The sequence below is a fragment of the Sphingomonas sp. BL-S-30 genome (assembly GCF_055521475.1).
In genome coordinates this window covers 3031581-3048910 of the sequence record NZ_CM145481.1, presented here as the reverse complement: position 1 = coordinate 3048910, position 17330 = coordinate 3031581, and the positions used below count along the sequence as shown (strand labels likewise).

The following is a 17330-nucleotide window of genomic DNA, read 5'->3' as shown; positions in this document are numbered from 1 at the left end:
CCTATATCCTATATCTTACCTGAGTTTCGCGATAGACAGGCCGTCGGCCTTGGCGCGATCCTTGGTAGATTCCTCGCTGCGCTTCAGCGCCTTGGCTATCGCCTTCAGCGCCATGCCTTTTTTGGCGAGGACATGGAGTTTCTGGATTTCGTCGCTGGTCCAGGGCTGGCGGTGACGTTCGAACTTGTCCTGGCTCATGATGGGCGGACCTTCCGCTTCAGCGACACCAAAGCCTGATCGAGCGCCGAGAGGAAACGCGACCGGTCAGTCTTCGAAAAGGGCGCGGGCCCGCCGATCGCGTCGCCGCCGGCGCGCAGGTCGGCCATGATCGCCCGGGTCGCGATGGCCGCGCCGATCGAGCTGGTGGTAAAGGGTTTGCCGGTCGGCGCGATCACCGTCGCGCCGGCTTTAAGACACCGGTCGGCAAGGAGAATGTCCGTAGTAATCACCACCGCGGCAGCGTCCGCGCGCTCGGCGATCCAGTCATCGGCGGCATCGAACGCGTCGCTCACGATCGCCCGCTCGACCAGCGGATGAACCGGAATGCGCATGATGCTGTTACTCACGATGGCCACCGGCACCTCATGGCGAAAGGCCACTTTATAGACCTCATCCTTTACGGGGCATGCATCCGCATCCACAAGGATTCGGATTGTCGCAAAGTGTGTCAGACCTGTTACTCCCGTTCAGATACTTCGCGGGGCATACTGCCGACCTCGACGATCTCGATCGCGTCGCGCATCCCGCCAAAGTCGATCAGGTCGCCTGGCTCAGCACCCATCATCGCTTTCACCAGCGGCCCGGTGAAGGCAATGCGCCCTTCCGCCGGGTCGGCCTCGTCGCTGCCGACGATATGGATCGTGCGCAGCGCGCCGTTGAGGCGGAACGTGACGCTGGCGCCGAACGCGACCTCCTCGCCGCTCGGCTCGGGCGCCACGATCGCGGTCGTCTGGCGTGTGTTCCAGTAGCGTAGCGCGCGCTTCAGCACTTCGCGTGCATCGTCGTCGGCTTCAACCTCGATCTCCGCCTCCAGCGCCGTCACCCGCGCATCCATCAGCGCAAGGCCCCGCGCCGTCACCAGGTTCGGCCCCGGCGGCAACGGCAGCTCGAACTTGGGCTCCTTATGCTCCTCGTCGCTCTCGCGGCGAAATGCGACGCTCATGTCTTCCTCCCGGGGGCAAATATCGGCGGGCGCAGCGGCCCCGTCGCTGATTCCTTCAACCATTCCAGCACGGCATCGATCCGCGCGAGGCGTCGCATGTCGCTATGCGTCACCAGCCAGAAGCTGCGGACGATATCGACCTGGTCGGGAAACAACATGGTGAGGCCGGGATCCTGATCGGCGATGAAGCTGGGCAGCACGCCGATTCCGGTGCCGTTGGCGATGGCGCTATACTGCACGTTGATGCTGGTCGAGCGGAGATTGGCGTCGAGCCCCGGCGCGACCTCGCCGAGATAGTCGAGTTCCGGCGAGTAGAGGAATTCGGGGACATAGCCGATCAGCGTGTGTCCGCTCAGTTCCTCGATCGACCCGATCGGGCCATGCGCCTCGAGATAGCGCGTCGCGGCATAGAGCCGCAGCCGGTAGTCGGCGAGTTTCGCCGCGATCAGCCGGCCATGCCGCGGCCGCGCCATCATCACCGCGATATCCGCCTCGCGCTTCGACGGGTTGAGGAAACCCGATGCGGTGACCAGGTCGAGCCGGATATCGGGATTACGGCTGCGGAACTCAGGCAGGCGCGGGGCCAGCACCCAGGTCGCGACGCCCTCGGCGACGCTCAGCCGGACATGCCCGCTCGCCTGAGTCGATCCGCCCGCCACTTCGCCCAGCGCATGGAGCGCCGTGCTCTCGATCGTCTCGGCATGCGCCAGCAGCGCCTGCCCCTGCTCGGTCAGCCGCCGCTCGCCCGCCTCCACCTCGAACAATTCGGACTGAAGCGCCGCCCCGAGCCGCCGCAACCGCCGGCCGACGGTGGTCGCATCCATCCCCAGAGATCGCGCCGCGGACGCGAGATGCCGCGACCGCGCCACCGCGAGGAAAATCCGCAGGTCGTCCCAATCGAACATCTCGTCTTACCCTGCATAATTGCAGGGCTCACATGCACCCCCGGCACCTTGCCTGCAAATTCTCCAAGCGTAAGGAAGAGCCACAAAAGTTTTGGGAAGGTTGGATATGCGCCTCATCGATCATCACGTCGCGGGCCTTTCGGGCGGCGGTTCGGGCCGGACGGCCGATGTGTTCAACCCCAATACCGGCCAGGTTCAGGCGACGGTGCAGCTCGGCGATCAGGCCGTGCTCGATGCCGCCATCGCCGCCGCGCAAAAGGCGCAGCCGGCCTGGGCCGCCACCAACCCGCAACGCCGCGCCCGCGTGATGTTCAACTTCAAGGCGCTGGTCGAGAAGAACATGGACGAGCTGGCCGAGCTGCTCTCGTCCGAACATGGCAAGGTCGTCGCGGATTCGCGCGGCGACATCCAGCGCGGGCTCGAGGTCGTCGAATTCTCCTGCGGCATCCCGCATGCGCTGAAGGGCGAATATACCCAGGGCGCGGGCCCCGGCATCGACGTCTATTCGATGCGCCAGCCGCTCGGCATCGGCGCCGGCATCACCCCGTTCAACTTCCCCGCGATGATACCGCTCTGGATGTCGAGCGTCGCGATGGCCGTCGGCAACGCCTTCATTCTGAAGCCGAGCGAGCGCGACCCGTCGGTGCCGGTGCGCCTCGGCCAGCTGTTCCTCGAGGCCGGCCTGCCCGAAGGCATCTTCCAGGTCGTGCACGGCGACAAGGAAATGGTCGACGCGATCCTCGATCATCCCGCCATTTCGGCGGTCAGCTTCGTCGGCTCGTCCGACATCGCACATTATGTCTACCAGCGCGGCGGCGCGGCCGGGAAGCGGATCCAGGCGATGGGTGGCGCGAAGAACCACGGCATCGTCATGCCCGATGCCGATCTCGACCAGGTCGTCGCCGACCTGTCGGGCGCGGCGTTCGGCTCGGCCGGCGAGCGCTGCATGGCGCTGCCGGTCGTGGTGCCGGTCGGCGAGAAGACCGCGGTCGCGCTACGCGAAAAGCTGATCCCGGCGATCGCCGCGCTGCGCGTCGGCGTCTCGACCGACAAGGACGCGCATTACGGCCCGGTGGTGAACGCTGCGCACAGGCAACGTATCGAGAACTGGATCCAGACCGGCGTCGACGAAGGCGCCGAGCTGGTGGTCGATGGCCGCGGCTTCTCGCTTCAGGGCCATGAGCAGGGCTTCTTCATCGGCCCGTCGCTGTTCGACCATGTCTCCCCCGACATGCAGGCCTACAAGGAAGAGATTTTCGGCCCCGTGCTGCAGATCGTCCGCGCCGATGATTTCGAGCATGCGCTGCGTCTGCCGAGCGAGCACCAATACGGCAACGGAGTCGCCATCTTCACCCGCAACGGCCATGCCGCGCGCGAATTCGCCGCGCGCGTCAATGTCGGCATGGTCGGCATCAACGTGCCGATCCCAGTGCCGGTCGCCTATCACAGCTTCGGTGGCTGGAAGCGCTCCGGGTTCGGCGACACCAACCAGCACGGCATGGAAGGCGTGAAGTTCTGGACCAAGGTCAAGACGGTCACCCAGCGCTGGCCTGACGGCGGTGTGGGCGACGCCGCCAACGCCTTCGTCATCCCGACCATGGGGTGAGGCGCTTGCTCGGCTGCCTCGATCTTTGTCGCCACGGACCCATCGAGGTCCGTGGCGATGAGGTTCAGGCAGTGGCCGGGCTGCCTTCCACCGCATTACGCCCCGCCACACTCTCGAACCGCGCATGATATTTCGGATGTTCGGTGCCCATCCACCGGTCCCACCAGGTGAAGTAGAGGCCAAAATTATACCGGCCCTCGCTGTGGTGCAGGTCGTGGTGGGTGGTCGTGGTCAGCCAGCCGGTCCAGGGCGATCGGGTGAAGCCCGACCAGGCCAGCTCATGTCCCGAATGGCCGATCGCGTTGCGGGCGATCTGGTGGCCGAGGAAGATGAAGATGGCGAGCGGATAGATCGGCCCGAACAGCGACAGGAGCAGCAGGGCGATCGGCACGTAGAGCGACTCGAACACCGCCTCGATCGGCGCAAAGGCATAGGACGCCCAGGAGGTCGGGGTGCGCGACTGGTGATGGGCGGCATGCGCGCGGCGAAACATCGCGCGCAGATGCAGCCCGCGGTGCATCCAATAGAACCAGGCGTCGTGGGCGATCGCCAGCGCGATCACCTCCAGCGCGATCAGCCACGGATTGAAATCATGCGCGATGGCGATCACGCCGCCCGCGATCAGCGCGAAGGCGATCAGGTCGACCACGCCGAAGACCGCGATGGTCTGCACCGACAGCATCACCTCGCGCCGGCGGTCCGCCATGGTCGCGGCGCGTTGCTGGATGCGGCGGGGCGCAGTCCAGCGGCGCAGCAGCCAGTAAAGCAGCGCGATGCCCGCGGCGCCGATCAGGTAGCGGGTCATCTCGATGGTGAAGCTGTGCAGCCAATGCGCGCCGATGCTTTGCAGGATTCCGATCACGCTGATGCTCCGTTCGATTGCGGTCGGCCGGCTTCCTATGCCACCGCGCGCGTCCAGGCTGCGCGGGGCCGAAAAATGCCGATCGATTCCGGAATCGATCGCATCTTTTCAGTTCCGCACGATGTTCGCCCGGCGGTATTCGCTCGGCGACTGGCCGACGGTTTCGCGAAAGGCGCGGTTGAACGGCGCGAGCGAGCCATAGCCCAGGTCCATCGCGATGGTCAGGATCGGCAGGTCGACATGGGTGGGATCGACCAGCAATGCCCTGGCCTCGCCGATGCGGTGATGGTTGAGGAAGGCCGAGAAGTTGCGATAGCCCAGCCGCTGGTTGATCAGGCTGCGCAGCCGGTGCTCGGGCGTCTCGAGCAACTCGGCCAGCGCGCCGATGCTGAGGCCGGGCTCGCGATAGACCGCTCCGGCGATCGCGGCCTCGAGCTTGCGGTTGAGCACATGTTCGGACGGGCTGAAGCTCGGGGCAGGGGCGGGCTCCGGCTGGGCGGGATCGAACAGCAATTCGGGATCGCTCTGCAGCAGCGCGACGCCCATCGCCATGGTGGCGATCAGGATGGCGACGGCCTGGGCGAGCGCGATGCCCGGGTCCGCGCGGCGAAACCCGAACAGCATTTCCAGTACGATCACGACAAAGGCCAGCGTGCCCACCACGATCACGAATCCGACGCGCAGCTGGCGGCGCTTCTCGATCAGGTCGTCGCCCCGTTCGCTGATCGCGATCAGGATCGCATGGCCGATGAAGACCAGCGACACGCTGCGCTGGATCGTCGAGACCGCGTTTCGCAGGTCGAGCTGCGCGTAGCGGGCGAAGAAGAAGCAGGCCCAGCAGCCAATCGTCACGGTGATGCCGGCGATCAGCGCCCGCCGGTCGATCGTCCGTTCGAACAGCAGATGCGCGAAGATCCACAGCAGCAGCGGCACCGACTGCGCGGCAAGCTGGACCAGCGCCCAGACCGGTCCCTCGGTCGGCCGGAACAGATACGTCGCCAGCGTCTGATAGCAGCACACGCCGATCAGCAGCATCGCCGTGGCGGCGCGGATCGGCATTGGCGCCCGGCCGCGTCCGATCACGATGGCGATCAGCAGCAACTGGCCGATCGCCAGCACCCGCATCACCGTGTCGAGGAGCATCAGCTGCGCCATATCCGCACCGTTATGGCTTGGCCGCGGAACCCCGTCCATCGCGCCGGTGGGAAATGTCGACCAGGCGCGATAGACAAGGCCGCGTGTCCGGAAATGCCGTCGTCGCGCGCGCGATCCAGGTTTTTTCTCTCGGGAATATCTCAATGACTCAGCAATTCGACATCACCGACGATCAGCGCGAGATCCAGGATCTGGCGCGCAAGTTCACCGCGGATCGCATCACGCCCTTTGCCGCGGAGTGGGACGAGAAGCACATTTTCCCGCGCGAGACGATCAAGGCCGCGGCCGAGCTCGGCTTCGCCTCGATCTATGTTTCGGAGGAAAGCGGCGGCATCAATCTGGGCCGGCTGGAATCGGCGCTGATCATGGAGGCGATGGCCTACGGCTGTGCGTCCACCTCGGCCTTCATCTCGATCCACAACATGGCGTCCTGGATGATCGACCGTTTCGGCAGCCAGGCGGTGAAGGACAAATATCTCCCGCGCCTAGTGACGATGGACGAGATCGCCAGCTATTGCCTTACCGAACCCGGTTCGGGCTCGGATGCCGCGGCGCTGAAGACCAAGGCAGTCAGAGACGGCGACGACTATATCGTCACTGGCTCGAAGCAGTTCATCTCGGGCGGGGGCGAGAACGAGATCTACGTCACCATGGTCCGCACCGGTGAGGAAGGCCCCAAGGGCATCTCCTGCCTGGTGATCGAGAAGGACATGCCCGGCGTCAGCTTCGGCGCGAACGAGCGAAAGCTCGGCTGGCATTCCCAGCCGACCGCGCAGGTGATGTTCGATGGCGTGCGTGTGCCGAAGGAGAACCTGGTGGGCGGTGAAGGAGAGGGGTTCCGCATTGCGATGATGGGGCTCGACGGCGGCCGTCTCAACATCGGCGCCTGCTCGCTCGGCGGGGCGCAGCGCTGCCTCGACGAGGCGATCAGATACACCAAGGACCGCAAGCAGTTCGGCACTGCGATCGCCGATTTCCAGAACACCCAGTTCATGCTCGCCGACATGGCGACCGAGCTCGAGGCGGCGCGCGCGCTGCTCTACATGGCTGCCGCCAAGGTAACGGCCAATGCGCCCGACAAGACCAAATTCGCCGCCATGGCCAAGCGTCTCGCCACCGATACCGGATCGTCCGTCGCCGACCGCGCGTTGCAGCTCCATGGCGGCTATGGCTATCTGATGGACTATCCGATCGAACGCTTCTGGCGCGACCTGCGCGTCCATTCGATCCTGGAGGGCACCAACCAGGTCATGCGCATGATTGTCGGCCGGGACCTGACACGGCAATGAGGAAATGGCCTGTTTGTGTTCCCGCGAAGGCGGGGACCCAGTCTGGACCGCCTTCGCGTGGGTACAAATTGTGAGCGACGTCCTCACCCAGCAAGACGGCAAGGTCGCTCGCATCCGGCTCAACCGGCCCAAGGCGATCCATGCGCTAAACACCGCGATGTGCGCCGCGATCCTCGACGCGCTGGAGGCATGGCGGATCGACCTCGACATCGAGGCGATCCTGATCGACCATGCCGAGGGCCGCGGCTTCTGCGCGGGGGGCGACATCCGCATGCTCGCCGAAAGCGGCGCGAAGGACGGCGCGGAAGCGCGCGAGTTCTTCCACACCGAATACCGCATGAACCACCGGCTGTTCACTTATGCCAAGCCAATCGTCGCCTTCATGGACGGCATCACCATGGGTGGCGGCGTCGGCCTGTCGCAGCCAGCGACATATCGTGTGGCGACCGAGAATACCCGGCTCGCCATGCCGGAAACCGGGATCGGCCTGTTCCCCGATGTCGGCGGCGGCTGGTATCTCTCGCGCCTACCGGGTCGCACCGGCCAGTATCTCGCGCTGACCGGGCACCGGCTCGACGGCGCGGAATGCCTCGCGCTCGGCCTCGCCAGCCATTATCTGCCGAGCGATCGGCTGGAAGAGGCCAAGGCCCGCATCGCCGCCGATCCCCAGCAGATCGCTACGATCCTGGAAGACCTGTCGGCACCCACGCCCGACGCCCGTATCCTCGCGCACCGCGATGCGATCGATCGCCTGTTCGCCTCGGACCTGCTCGAAGACATTTTCGCCGCGCTAGAGGCCGATCCTGGCGAATGGGCGCAGCAACAGCTCGCCACCTTGCGCACCAAGTCGCCGCAGACGATGAAGGTCTCGCTCCGCCTGCTCCAGGAAGGCACGATGATGCCGACCTTCGAGGACGAGATGCGCCAGGAATATGCCGTCGGCGCGCATGTCGTGCAGCGGCACGATTTCCTCGAGGGCGTCCGCGCGGTGATCGTCGACAAGGACAATGCTCCCCGATGGGATCCGCCAACGCCCGAAGGCGTGACCGATCACGTCATCGACCAGATCTTCGCCCCCTTGCCTGACGGCGAGGCGTGGACTCCCGCATAAGGACTCAACCCATGGCAGATTACGAAACCCTCCTCGTCGAGCAACGCGGCGCCGTTACGCTGATCACACTCAACCGGCCCCAGGCGCTCAACGCGCTCAACAGCCAGGTGCTCGCCGACCTGATCGCCGCGACCGCCGCGTTCGACGCCGACGACAGCCAGGGCTGCGCGGTCGTCACCGGCAGCGAAAAGGCCTTCGCCGCCGGCGCCGACATCAAGGAGATGCAGGCCCAGGGCTTCGCCGACATGTACGGCCACAACTTCTTCGCCGGCTGGGAGAAGTTCACCGCGACGCGCAAGCCGATCATCGCCGCGGTCGCCGGCTTCGCGCTGGGCGGCGGCTGCGAGCTGGCGATGATGTGCGACTTCATCCTCGCCGCCGACACCGCGAAATTCGGCCAGCCCGAGATCAAGCTCGCCGTCGCGCCGGGCATGGGCGGCTCGCAGCGGCTTACGCGCGCGGTGGGCAAGGCCAAGGCGATGGAGATGTGCCTCACCGGCCGGATGATGGGCGCCGAGGAAGCGGAGCGCGCCGGGCTGGTCAGCCGGATCGTCCCGGCGGCCGATCTGGTCGAGGAAGCAGTGAAGACCGCGGCGGCGATCGCGTCGATGGCGCCGCTCGCGGTCAAGGCGAACAAGGAAATGGTCAACGCCGCGTTTGAGACGGGGCTCGCGATGGGCATCCAGTTCGAACGGCGCCTGTTCCACGGCCTGTTCGGCTCGGCGGATCAGAAGGAAGGCATGACGGCGTTCGTCGAGAAGCGCCCCGGTAACTGGACGGGAAAATAACAATGGCACGCGTCGGATTCATCGGTCTTGGAAACATGGGCGGCGGCATGGCCGCGAACCTCGCGAAGAAGGGGCATGACGTCCGCGCCTTCGATCTCTCCGCCGAAGCGCTCGAACGCGCCAAGGCCGCGGGCTGCTTGCCCGTCACCAGCGCGGAAGAGGCGGCTGACGGCGCCGAGGCGATCATCACCATGCTGCCCGCCGGCAAGCATGTCGAACAGGTCTATACCGAAAGCCTGTTCGGCAACGCGCCGGCCTCGGCGATTCTGATCGACTGCTCTACCATCGACGTCGCCACCGCCAAGCGCATCGGCGAAGCAGCGCTCGCCAAGGGCCTGACCTCGGTCGACGCGCCCGTCTCCGGCGGCATCGGCGCGGCCAATGCCGGCACCTTGACCTTCATGGTCGGCGGCAGCGCGGAAGCGTTCGACCGCGCTCAGCCCTTCCTGTCCGACATGGGCAAGGCCGTGATCCATGCCGGCGACAGCGGCACCGGCCAGACCGCGAAGATCGCCAACAACATGTTGCTCGGCGCGACCATGGTCGCGACCTGCGAGGCGTTCCTGCTCGCGCGGAAGCTCGGGCTCGATCCGCAGAAATTCTTCGACATCTCCTCGGTCTCGTCAGGCCAGAGCTGGTCGATGACGACCTATGCGCCGCTGCCGGGCGTCGGCCCCGATACGCCGGCCGACCATGACTATCAGGGCGGTTTCGCGACTGCGCTGATGCTCAAGGATCTGCGCCTGGCGATGGAAGCCGCGGCCGAGGCGCATGCCGACACCCCGATGGGCGCGAAGGCGGCCGAACTCTATGAGAGGTTCGCCGCTGAGGGGCAGGGCGGTCTGGATTTCTCCGCCATCATCAGAATGCTCGACCACGCGGAATAAACCGTCGCAAAACACCGCCTCGGCATCTTGCATGCAACATTGATGTCATGCATCCCTATCACAAGGGCGGGCAACGCCGCTGGAGGGAGAAGGTGATGAAGGCTTTGTTGTATCTCGGCGCGACGGTTCTGGCAGTATCCACTGCCTGCATGGCGGTCGCGCAATCCGCGGCGCCGACCGAGCCAATGCCCGCCGGGCCGAAGGTGGCGGAGAATTTCTGGTCCGCCAAGCCGACCCGGCCGACGCCCTATGTCGCGCCCAACAAGGTCCATTGGAAGCTGTCGGAGATCCTCGCCGCGCATCGCGGCCAGAGCGACTGGGTCCAGCCGATCATCCGCAACCAGGAACAGGATGCGGACTATATCTCGCTCGGCGCCGGCAAGAAGACCAAGACGCGCATGTATGCCGACGACCGGGTCGTCTGGATCGTGCAGGACGGGTCGATGAAGGTGACGATCGACGGGGTCGCGCCGTTCGTCGCGACCAAGGGCTTCATGGTCAGCGTGCCGTTCCGCCATCTCTACTCGATCGAGACGGTCGGCGATCAGCCGTCGCTCCGTTTCGAGGTGCGCCAGGCCGGCTCCCCGCCGCTCTTCCCGCTTTCCGAAACGCCCGATGCCTATCCTGGCCGCACCTATATGAAGGTCCGCGGCAGCCCGGGCCCCGCGACCATCCCGACTGGTGGGACGAGCAACCCGATCTGGGTCGATTTCCTCAAGGACATCGCGATCGGCGACAAGCCCTATAACGGCAAGTTCGTATGGGACGATCACTTCACCTCGAACATCCTGCGCAGCAAGGCCGCGCCGGTGCCGCCCGCGACCAACAAGGGCCATTTCCATGTCGACTGGACCGAGTTCTGGTTCATCATGGAAGGCAAGATCGGCTACCAGATCGAAGGCTTCCCCTATTTCGAGGCCAATCAGGGCGATGTGGTCACGGCGGCCAAGGGTCGCTGGCACCGTGCCGGCAACAGCCCGCTGACGCCGATGTCAACGCGCATTCCGTTCAACCCGCGCCCGGTGATCCTGCACAATTTCGAACCGGAGTGATGAGGATCTGATCGAACCGGGTCATACCAAGGTGTAGTCCTGGCACCGGTGCGGACGATAGGCAGTGTCGTCCGCACCGGTAGTGATGGCGCAGGCGGATATCACCCGATATCGTGCCGCAACCTTGAAGGAGACCGCTGATGACCGTCCTGATCCTGGCCTTGCTCATCGGCGTCGTCGCCGGCCTTCGCGCAATGACCGCGCCCGCCGCCGTCAGCTGGGCCGCCCAGCTCGGCTGGCTGCATCTCGACGGCACCTGGCTCGCCTTTCTTGGATATCGGTTCACCCCCTGGATCTTCTCGCTCTTCGCCCTGGCCGAGCTGGTGACGGATCAGTTGCCGTCCACCCCGAGCCGCAAGGTGCCGCCGCAGTTCATCACGCGAATCCTGATGGGCGGGCTCAGCGGCGGGGCGATTGGTGCTTCGGCCGGATCCCTGATCGCCGGCATCGCCGCCGGCGCGGTCGGCGCGGTGGTCGGTACCCTGGGCGGTGCCGCGGTACGGGCGAAGCTGGCGGCGTTGTTCGGCAGCGATCGGCCGGCGGCGCTCCTCGAAGATGCGGTCGCGATCATTGGTGCCTTCCTGATCGTCTCGGCCGCGGTATGAGCCGCCGGTTCGACGCGATCATCATCGGCGGGGGGCAGGCGGGTCCGTCGCTCGCCGGCCGGTTGACCGAGAAGGGCATGACCGTCGCGCTGGTCGAGCGCGACCGTCTCGGCGGCACCTGCGTCAACACTGGTTGCACACCGACCAAAGCCATGGTGGCGAGTGCTTATGTCGCCCACGCCGCGGCCAGGGCGGCGGAATATGGGGTCGACCTGCCGGGCTCGCCGACGACGGACATGAAGCGCGTGCGCGACCGCGCGGCGGCGATCGCGTCAGACTCGCGCGGCCGGCTGACGGACTGGCTGGTCGGGATGGAGGGGCTGACCCTGATCCATGGCCATGCCCGCTTCACTGCGCCTGACACCATCGAGGTCGATGGCGAAGCGCTGACCGCGCCGAGGATCTTCCTCAATGTGGGCGGCCGCGCCAATGTGCCGCCGATGCCGGGGATCGACCTGATCACCCCGCTCACCAACGTCTCGATCCTCGATCTTGCCGAGCTCCCGCGGCATCTCGTCGTGGTCGGCGGCAGCTATATCGGCCTGGAGTTCGCACAGGCGTTCCGCCGGTTCGGCGCTCAGGTGACGGTCGTCGAGATGTCGCCGCGCCTCATCGCGCGCGAGGATGAGGATATCTCGGAGCTTATCCGCGACATGCTGGTCGCCGAGGGGATCGAGGTGCGCATCAACGCGACCTGCATCGCCTTTTCAGCCCATCCGGATGGCACCGCGGTCAAGGTCGATTGCACCGAGGGCGCGCCCGAAGTGATCGGGTCGCATGTGCTGCTCGCGATCGGGCGGCGGCCGAACACTGACGATCTCGGGTTGGACAAGGCTGGGGTGGCCACCGACGCACGCGGTTATGTGGCGGTCGACGACCGGCTGGCGACCAATGTGCCGGGCATCTGGGCGCTGGGCGACTGCAACGGTCGCGGTGCTTTCACGCATACCGCCTATAATGATTACGAGATCGTCGCGGCGAACCTGCTCGACGGCGCGGACCGGAAGGTGAGCGAGCGCGTATCGGCATACGCCCTCTATACCGATCCGCCGCTGGGGCGCGTGGGCATGACCGAGGCGCAGGCGCGCGAAACGGGACGGCCGCTCCTGGTCTCGACCCGACCGATGAGCCAGGTCGCCCGCGCGATCGAAAAGGGCGAGACCAACGGCCTGATGAAGGTCGTCGCCGATGCAGAAACGCACAAGATCCTCGGCGCGGCGATTCTCGGCGTCGGCGGTGACGAGGCGATCCACGGCATTATCGACGCGATGCATGCCGATCTCGCTTATCCGGTGCTGCAATGGGCGGTGCCGATCCACCCGACCGTTTCGGAGCTCATCCCGACCCTGTTGGGCGGGCTTCAGCCGCCAAAGGGCTAAGTCGCGCCGGTGCCTGGACCCGGATTGCCCAAAATGTCAGGCAGTTCACTGACATTTTTGATGGCAAGACCTTTTCGGAACTATAGTTGTAAATCAATGATTTAAGATGAATTGTCGAGAGAATTGGCACGCTCGGTCAGGCCGCGACCTTCATTCTGCTCATCATGTCCCGTTCGTCGGCGCGCAGCGTGAGCACCGACACGCCCGACGCGGTGACGGCGACGGTGTGTTCGAATTGCGCGGACAGCGACCCGTCGTTCGTCACGACAGTCCAGCCGTCCTCCTCGGTCCTCACGCTCCGCCGGCCGCGATTGAGCATCGGCTCGATCGTGAACACCATGCCCTCCCGTAAGGTGAGGCCAGTTCCCGGTTTGCCGAAGTGCAGGATCTGCGGTTCCTCATGCATCTCCCGGCCGATGCCGTGACCGCAATATTCCCGCACCACCGAATAGCCGTTGCGCTTGGCATGGCGTTCGATCGCCCAGCCGATGTCCCCGAGCCGCGCGCCCGGCCGAACCGCGCGGATGCCCATCCACAGCGCTTCGTAGGTGGTCTGGACCAGCCTCCTGGCGGCCGGATTCACCGCGCCGACGAGATAGGTCTTGCTGGAATCGGCGATATAGCCGTTCTTCTCGAGCGTGATGTCGAAATTGACGATGTCGCCGTCGCGAAGCATTTCGGTCGGCGACGGGACGCCGTGGCAGACCACGTGGTTCACCGACGCATTCAACACGAAGCCGTAGCCATATTGGCCCTTGCTCGCCGGCCGGGCCTGGAGGTCATGGACGATGAAATGCTCGACCATGTCATCGACCTGAAGCGTCGACATGCCGGCGAGCGGGGTGCGATCCAGCAACCCGAACACGGAGGCCAGCAGCCGACCGGATTCGGCCAGCAGCGCCAGTTCCTCAGGCTGCTTGGTCATGCTCGACCACGGCCAATGGCTGAGGCGAGAAGCCGGCGGAGCCAAGCTCGCGTGCGATGATCTCGGCGAAGCTGAGCGTCGGATTGGTCTCGCACAGCATGCCGACCTTGATCCAGAAGGCGGCCTGCGCATTGATCGATCGAAAGGTTACCTTGCTCGCCCTTCGCACCTGATCGTGCAGATCGTCGTCTATGTTCACAATGCCCATCAGGGTCTCCGCATATGATTCGTTTATATGGCGTATACAGATCGTATATGCGCAGGCCAAGGGGTGTGTCTGACGCTCGAAATAGCGGGCGAACGCCGTTGCAATCCTGCCCTTTCCCGGCATGAAGCAGGCTGGAAAAGGGGAAGCGCGTGAAGCTCTATCACTGCAAGGATGCGCGATCGCTGCGTCCGTTATGGACCTTGGAGGAGCTTGGCCTGGACTTCGAACTGGTGACGATGCCGGCACCGGCGCGGTTCGCCCATCCCGGCTATCTGGACATCAATCCGCTCGGCACGGTGCCGACACTGATCGATGGCGCGTTGACGATGACCGAATCCACCGGGATTTGCCACTATCTCGTCGACAAGGTCGAAACGACGCCTCTGCGCGTCGCGCGCGACGAGCCGGCCTATGGCGAATATCTCAACTGGCTGTACCGCAGCGATGCCACGCTGACCTTCCCGCAAACGATCGTGCTGCGCTATTCCGAGCTGGAGCCGGAGGAACGCCGGCTTCCCCAGGCGGTCGAGGATTATACGATCTGGTATCTGTCACGGCTGCGCAGCGTGGAGGCCGCGCTTCGGGATTGCGAATTCCTTTGCGCCGACCGGTTCACGATCGCGGACATCGCGGTGCATTTTGCGCTGTACATGGGGCGGTCGCTGGGGCTCGACGCGCGCTACAAGCCCAATTGCATCGCCTATCTGGATCGCCTGAGCGAGCGCCCGGCCTTCAAGCGGGCATTGGCCAGGCAGGAACTCGCCGGATGACCCGCTCGAGCATTTGCTGAAAGACCGCGGCGGTTGCGGCCACGTTGGTCGCGGATACGCATCGGGCATCGTCGCCCGCGCCGTGATGGAAGCGGTGGATGCCGAAGACCGCGGCGACATTTCGATATCCGGCGGCAAGAATCTCGATCTGCTCTCCGGCCGAAAGCAGCGCGCTCGAATAGGGCGCTTCCAGTCCGACATGGCCGGCAAAGAGGGTGCGCGCCAGCGGCAGCAGCGCCGGGCTGACCGACAGGAAGCGCTGGGGGTCGATGCTGGGAAGCCGCGCACCGGTGATCTCGTGCCAGTCCTGCGCCGCGACATTGGCGCCGAGGTGCAGCCAGAAATGCGTGTCTTCGGGGCGCGGCGCGGTGGCCTTCAGCGCCTCCGCGGCGCCGAGATTTTCATATTCATGGCCGGTGTTGCAGATGAAGGCGAGATTGTAGTCCAGCACGGCGCGGCTGGCCCAGCGCGCCAGCCACAGCCAGGCGGCGATCCCCGGGCCGCGCTCGCCGGCGCAGCCGTACCAGCCCGATCGCGGCGTCGAGACCGCCAGCCAGCTTTTCCTGCCGCGATCGATCCGGCCGATGAAGTTGAAGGCCGGGCGGCGGCCGCCCTTGCCGGTGACGTACAGCGTCGCTGCTTCCTTGCGAATCGCCGCGGTCAGAAACGGCCGGGCGTCGTCGGGCGCGAGGAGTGCGACCGGTCCGGGAAACATCGGTTCGCGCCCGTCCGCGTTGAGCGCGATCACCTTGCCGGTCGGGCCGTTGGTGATGGCGATGACTGCCTTGGCGCCGGCGGCGAAGGCAGCGGCGATCGGCGCCCGGATCGGCTTGGCCAGCGCGGTGGACCACCGGCCGAACGGCAGGTCGACCAGCGCGATCGCCCCTGCCAGCGGCGCATCCGCCTGACCGCCGGCATCGATGCGGACGAGCGGGCCCGTCGCGCCTTCGGGCCCGGTGGGTGTCACGATTGGCTGTGGCCATACCGCGGCCCTGGCCGCGCCGCAGACCAGTTCGCTGCGCTCCGGCTCGAACCAGGGCGTCGAGACATCCTGCCGCTCGACCTTGAAGCCGAGCTTCTCGATTTCCGAGGCGAGCCAGGTGCCGCAGGCGTTGTCGCCCATGCCGCCGGCCTGCTTGCTGCCGAAGCCGATATATTTCTCGAGATCGGCCGCGACCATGGCGGAAAGCCGGGCAGGGACCTTCGCCATCGCCGCTGTCACCGGTAACGCGGCGCTGCCGGCGAGAAAGCTGCGCCTGTCAGGCGTGAGCATGGTGCGTTTCCTTCTTCATCCGGCGCGAGCAGGCGCGGGTTTGCCCAGCAGCATGATACTGACCAGCGATACCACGCACATCGCCCCCAGATAGATCGAGATCGGCGCGCTGCTTTGATAATGCGCGAACAGGGCAGTGGCGATGATCGGCGCGAAGCCGCCGCCGAACACCGTGCCGATCTGATAGCCCAGCGACGCGCCCGAATAGCGCACCTCCTTCGGAAAAAGTTCGGCGAACAAGGCGGCTTGCGGGCCGTACATCATGCTGATGAAGATCAGCTCGAGCGTGATCGCCAGCACCACCGCCAGCGGCTCTCCCGTATCGATCAGCGGGAACATCGCGAAGGCCCAGGCGCCTGAGAGCACCGCGCCGAGGATGAAGATGCCGCGCCGCCCGAACCGGTCCGACAGCGCGCCGCAGAGGATCAGCGCGGGGATCATCGCGATGCTCCCGACCATTACCGCCAGCAGCATCACGTCGCGCGCGATCCCCACCGTGGCGGTGCCATAGGCCACCGCATAGGTGATCGCGGCATAGAAGCAGGTGTTGTTCGCGACGAATGCGCCGCCGGCGAGCAGGACGACGCGGCTGTGGCCCGTGAGCAGGGTTCGCAGCGGCGATGGCGGTTTTGGGCCTGTCACGGCTGGGGGCGCACCGGGCTCTGCGTCCGGCTCGGGGATGGTCCAGTGAATGATCAGGCCGATGAAGATCAGCGCGATGCTGACGAGAAATCCGATCCGCCAGCCCCAGACGAGAAAGGCGTTCGAATCGATCAGCGCGCTGGTGATGAGGAACACGGTGTTCGCCAGCACCACACCGAACGGCACGCCGACCTGGACGAAGCTGCTGTAGAAGCCCTGACGATGTGCCGGCGCGCTTTCGATCGCGAGCAGTGCCGCGCCGCCCCATTGCCCGCCGACCGCGAGGCCCTGGATGAAGCGCAATATCACGAGCATGAGCGGTGCCAGGCTCCCTGCGATCGCATAGCCTGGCAGCAGGCCGATCAGCGTCGTCGCCAGTCCCATGAGGAACATGGCGAGCACCAGGGCGCGCTTGCGGCCATGTTTGTCGCCGAAATGGCCGAAGGCCATGCCGCCGAGCGGCCGCGCGATGAATCCCACCGCGAAGGTGCTGAACGCCGCGATCTGCGCGACAAACAGCGGCAGCTCGGGCGGGAAGAACAGCTTGGGGAAAACCAGCGCCGCGGCGGTGCCGTAGATGAAGAAGTCATACCATTCGACGGCCGCCCCGGCGGAGGCGATCAACGCCACCCTGATGCTCGGCCTGGCCGCCGGCGGCTGTTGCGTTGACAAGCTCTTCTCTCCCAATGGCAAGCGGCACGGATCCCTGGT

General features: G+C 65.6%; 19 protein-coding genes. 9 read left to right on the top strand and 10 right to left on the bottom strand.

The window, feature by feature from the left end; genetic code table 11:
* Positions 1 to 15: 15 nt before the first annotated feature.
* The 4 genes from ACZ1I5_RS14105 to ACZ1I5_RS14090 are packed head-to-tail and all read right to left on the bottom strand — an operon-like array spanning position 16 to position 2067.
* Positions 16 to 198, bottom strand: coding sequence for a hypothetical protein (locus ACZ1I5_RS14105; protein WP_465169875.1), 183 nt, complete (start codon positions 196 to 198; stop codon positions 16 to 18).
* On the bottom strand, positions 195 to 653 hold the full coding sequence (locus ACZ1I5_RS14100; RefSeq protein WP_465173971.1) for a YaiI/YqxD family protein: 459 nt from the start codon (positions 651 to 653) through the stop codon (positions 195 to 197). The genes ACZ1I5_RS14105 and ACZ1I5_RS14100 overlap by 4 nt, the downstream gene beginning before the upstream one ends.
* 23 nt (positions 654 to 676) lie before the next feature.
* On the bottom strand, positions 677 to 1162 hold the full coding sequence (locus tag ACZ1I5_RS14095; RefSeq protein ID WP_465169874.1) for a GreA/GreB family elongation factor: 486 nt from the start codon (positions 1160 to 1162) through the stop codon (positions 677 to 679).
* Positions 1159 to 2067 carry a LysR family transcriptional regulator gene (locus ACZ1I5_RS14090; protein ID WP_465169873.1) on the bottom strand — a complete coding sequence of 303 codons (909 nt, stop codon included), beginning with the start codon at positions 2065 to 2067 and terminating at the stop codon, positions 1159 to 1161. The genes ACZ1I5_RS14095 and ACZ1I5_RS14090 overlap by 4 nt, the downstream gene beginning before the upstream one ends.
* Positions 2068 to 2173: 106 nt before the next feature.
* On the opposite strand from ACZ1I5_RS14090, the gene ACZ1I5_RS14085 reads away from it, so the two are divergent.
* The gene (locus ACZ1I5_RS14085; protein ID WP_465169872.1) at positions 2174 to 3673 is read left to right on the top strand and encodes a CoA-acylating methylmalonate-semialdehyde dehydrogenase; all 1500 of its coding nucleotides are present in this window, start codon (positions 2174 to 2176) and stop codon (positions 3671 to 3673) included.
* A 64-nt stretch (positions 3674 to 3737) separates the two neighbouring features.
* On the opposite strand, the gene ACZ1I5_RS14080 is transcribed toward ACZ1I5_RS14085, so the two are convergent.
* Together ACZ1I5_RS14080 and ACZ1I5_RS14075 are read right to left on the bottom strand one after the other, a co-directional pair.
* Positions 3738 to 4535 (bottom strand): sterol desaturase family protein, encoded by a 798-nt coding sequence (locus ACZ1I5_RS14080; RefSeq protein WP_465169871.1) that lies wholly within the window; start codon positions 4533 to 4535, stop codon positions 3738 to 3740.
* A gap of 108 nt (positions 4536 to 4643) precedes the next feature.
* The gene (locus tag ACZ1I5_RS14075) at positions 4644 to 5690 is read right to left on the bottom strand and encodes an AraC family transcriptional regulator (protein ID WP_465169870.1); all 1047 of its coding nucleotides are present in this window, start codon (positions 5688 to 5690) and stop codon (positions 4644 to 4646) included.
* 143 nt (positions 5691 to 5833) lie between these two features.
* Between ACZ1I5_RS14075 and ACZ1I5_RS14070 the strand changes: the two genes are divergently transcribed.
* The 7 genes from ACZ1I5_RS14070 to ACZ1I5_RS14040 all read left to right on the top strand — a co-directional run bounded on the left by ACZ1I5_RS14070 (position 5834) and on the right by ACZ1I5_RS14040 (position 12801).
* On the top strand, positions 5834 to 6979 hold the full coding sequence (locus ACZ1I5_RS14070) for an acyl-CoA dehydrogenase family protein (protein WP_465169869.1): 1146 nt from the start codon (positions 5834 to 5836) through the stop codon (positions 6977 to 6979).
* A 67-nt stretch (positions 6980 to 7046) separates the two neighbouring features.
* On the top strand, positions 7047 to 8090 hold the full coding sequence (locus ACZ1I5_RS14065; RefSeq protein ID WP_465173970.1) for an enoyl-CoA hydratase/isomerase family protein: 1044 nt from the start codon (positions 7047 to 7049) through the stop codon (positions 8088 to 8090).
* A gap of 11 nt (positions 8091 to 8101) precedes the next feature.
* Positions 8102 to 8878: an enoyl-CoA hydratase gene (locus ACZ1I5_RS14060; protein ID WP_465169868.1), complete on the top strand. Its 777-nt coding sequence runs from the start codon at positions 8102 to 8104 to the stop codon at positions 8876 to 8878.
* Between the two features lie 2 nt (positions 8879 to 8880).
* On the top strand, positions 8881 to 9765 hold the full coding sequence (gene mmsB, locus ACZ1I5_RS14055; RefSeq protein WP_465169867.1) for a 3-hydroxyisobutyrate dehydrogenase: 885 nt from the start codon (positions 8881 to 8883) through the stop codon (positions 9763 to 9765).
* A 95-nt stretch (positions 9766 to 9860) separates the two neighbouring features.
* Positions 9861 to 10817, top strand: a complete 957-nt coding sequence (locus ACZ1I5_RS14050) for a cupin domain-containing protein (protein ID WP_465169866.1) — start codon at positions 9861 to 9863, stop codon at positions 10815 to 10817.
* A 140-nt stretch (positions 10818 to 10957) separates the two neighbouring features.
* Positions 10958 to 11422 carry a DUF4126 domain-containing protein gene (locus ACZ1I5_RS14045; protein ID WP_465169865.1) on the top strand — a complete coding sequence of 155 codons (465 nt, stop codon included), beginning with the start codon at positions 10958 to 10960 and terminating at the stop codon, positions 11420 to 11422.
* Positions 11419 to 12801 carry an FAD-containing oxidoreductase gene (locus tag ACZ1I5_RS14040; protein ID WP_465169864.1) on the top strand — a complete coding sequence of 461 codons (1383 nt, stop codon included), beginning with the start codon at positions 11419 to 11421 and terminating at the stop codon, positions 12799 to 12801. Before ACZ1I5_RS14045 ends, ACZ1I5_RS14040 begins: the two co-directional genes overlap by 4 nt.
* 136 nt (positions 12802 to 12937) lie before the next feature.
* On the opposite strand, the gene map is transcribed toward ACZ1I5_RS14040, so the two are convergent.
* Entirely contained in the window at positions 12938 to 13726 is a 789-nt protein-coding gene (gene map / locus ACZ1I5_RS14035) for a type I methionyl aminopeptidase (protein ID WP_465169863.1), read from the bottom strand.
* Positions 13710 to 13934, bottom strand: coding sequence for a ParD-like family protein (locus ACZ1I5_RS14030; protein ID WP_465169862.1), 225 nt, complete (start codon positions 13932 to 13934; stop codon positions 13710 to 13712). The genes map and ACZ1I5_RS14030 overlap by 17 nt, the downstream gene beginning before the upstream one ends.
* Positions 13935 to 14083: 149 nt before the next feature.
* Between ACZ1I5_RS14030 and ACZ1I5_RS14025 the strand changes: the two genes are divergently transcribed.
* Entirely contained in the window at positions 14084 to 14704 is a 621-nt protein-coding gene (locus ACZ1I5_RS14025; RefSeq protein ID WP_465169861.1) for a glutathione S-transferase family protein, read from the top strand.
* Here ACZ1I5_RS14025 and ACZ1I5_RS14020 read toward each other — a convergent pair.
* Both ACZ1I5_RS14020 and ACZ1I5_RS14015 read right to left on the bottom strand, forming a co-directional pair.
* On the bottom strand, positions 14667 to 15977 hold the full coding sequence (locus ACZ1I5_RS14020) for a hypothetical protein (protein ID WP_465169860.1): 1311 nt from the start codon (positions 15975 to 15977) through the stop codon (positions 14667 to 14669). The genes ACZ1I5_RS14025 and ACZ1I5_RS14020 overlap by 38 nt on opposite strands.
* Before the next feature lie 15 nt (positions 15978 to 15992).
* Entirely contained in the window at positions 15993 to 17291 is a 1299-nt protein-coding gene (locus tag ACZ1I5_RS14015) for an MFS transporter (RefSeq protein ID WP_465169859.1), read from the bottom strand.
* Positions 17292 to 17330 lie beyond the last annotated feature (39 nt).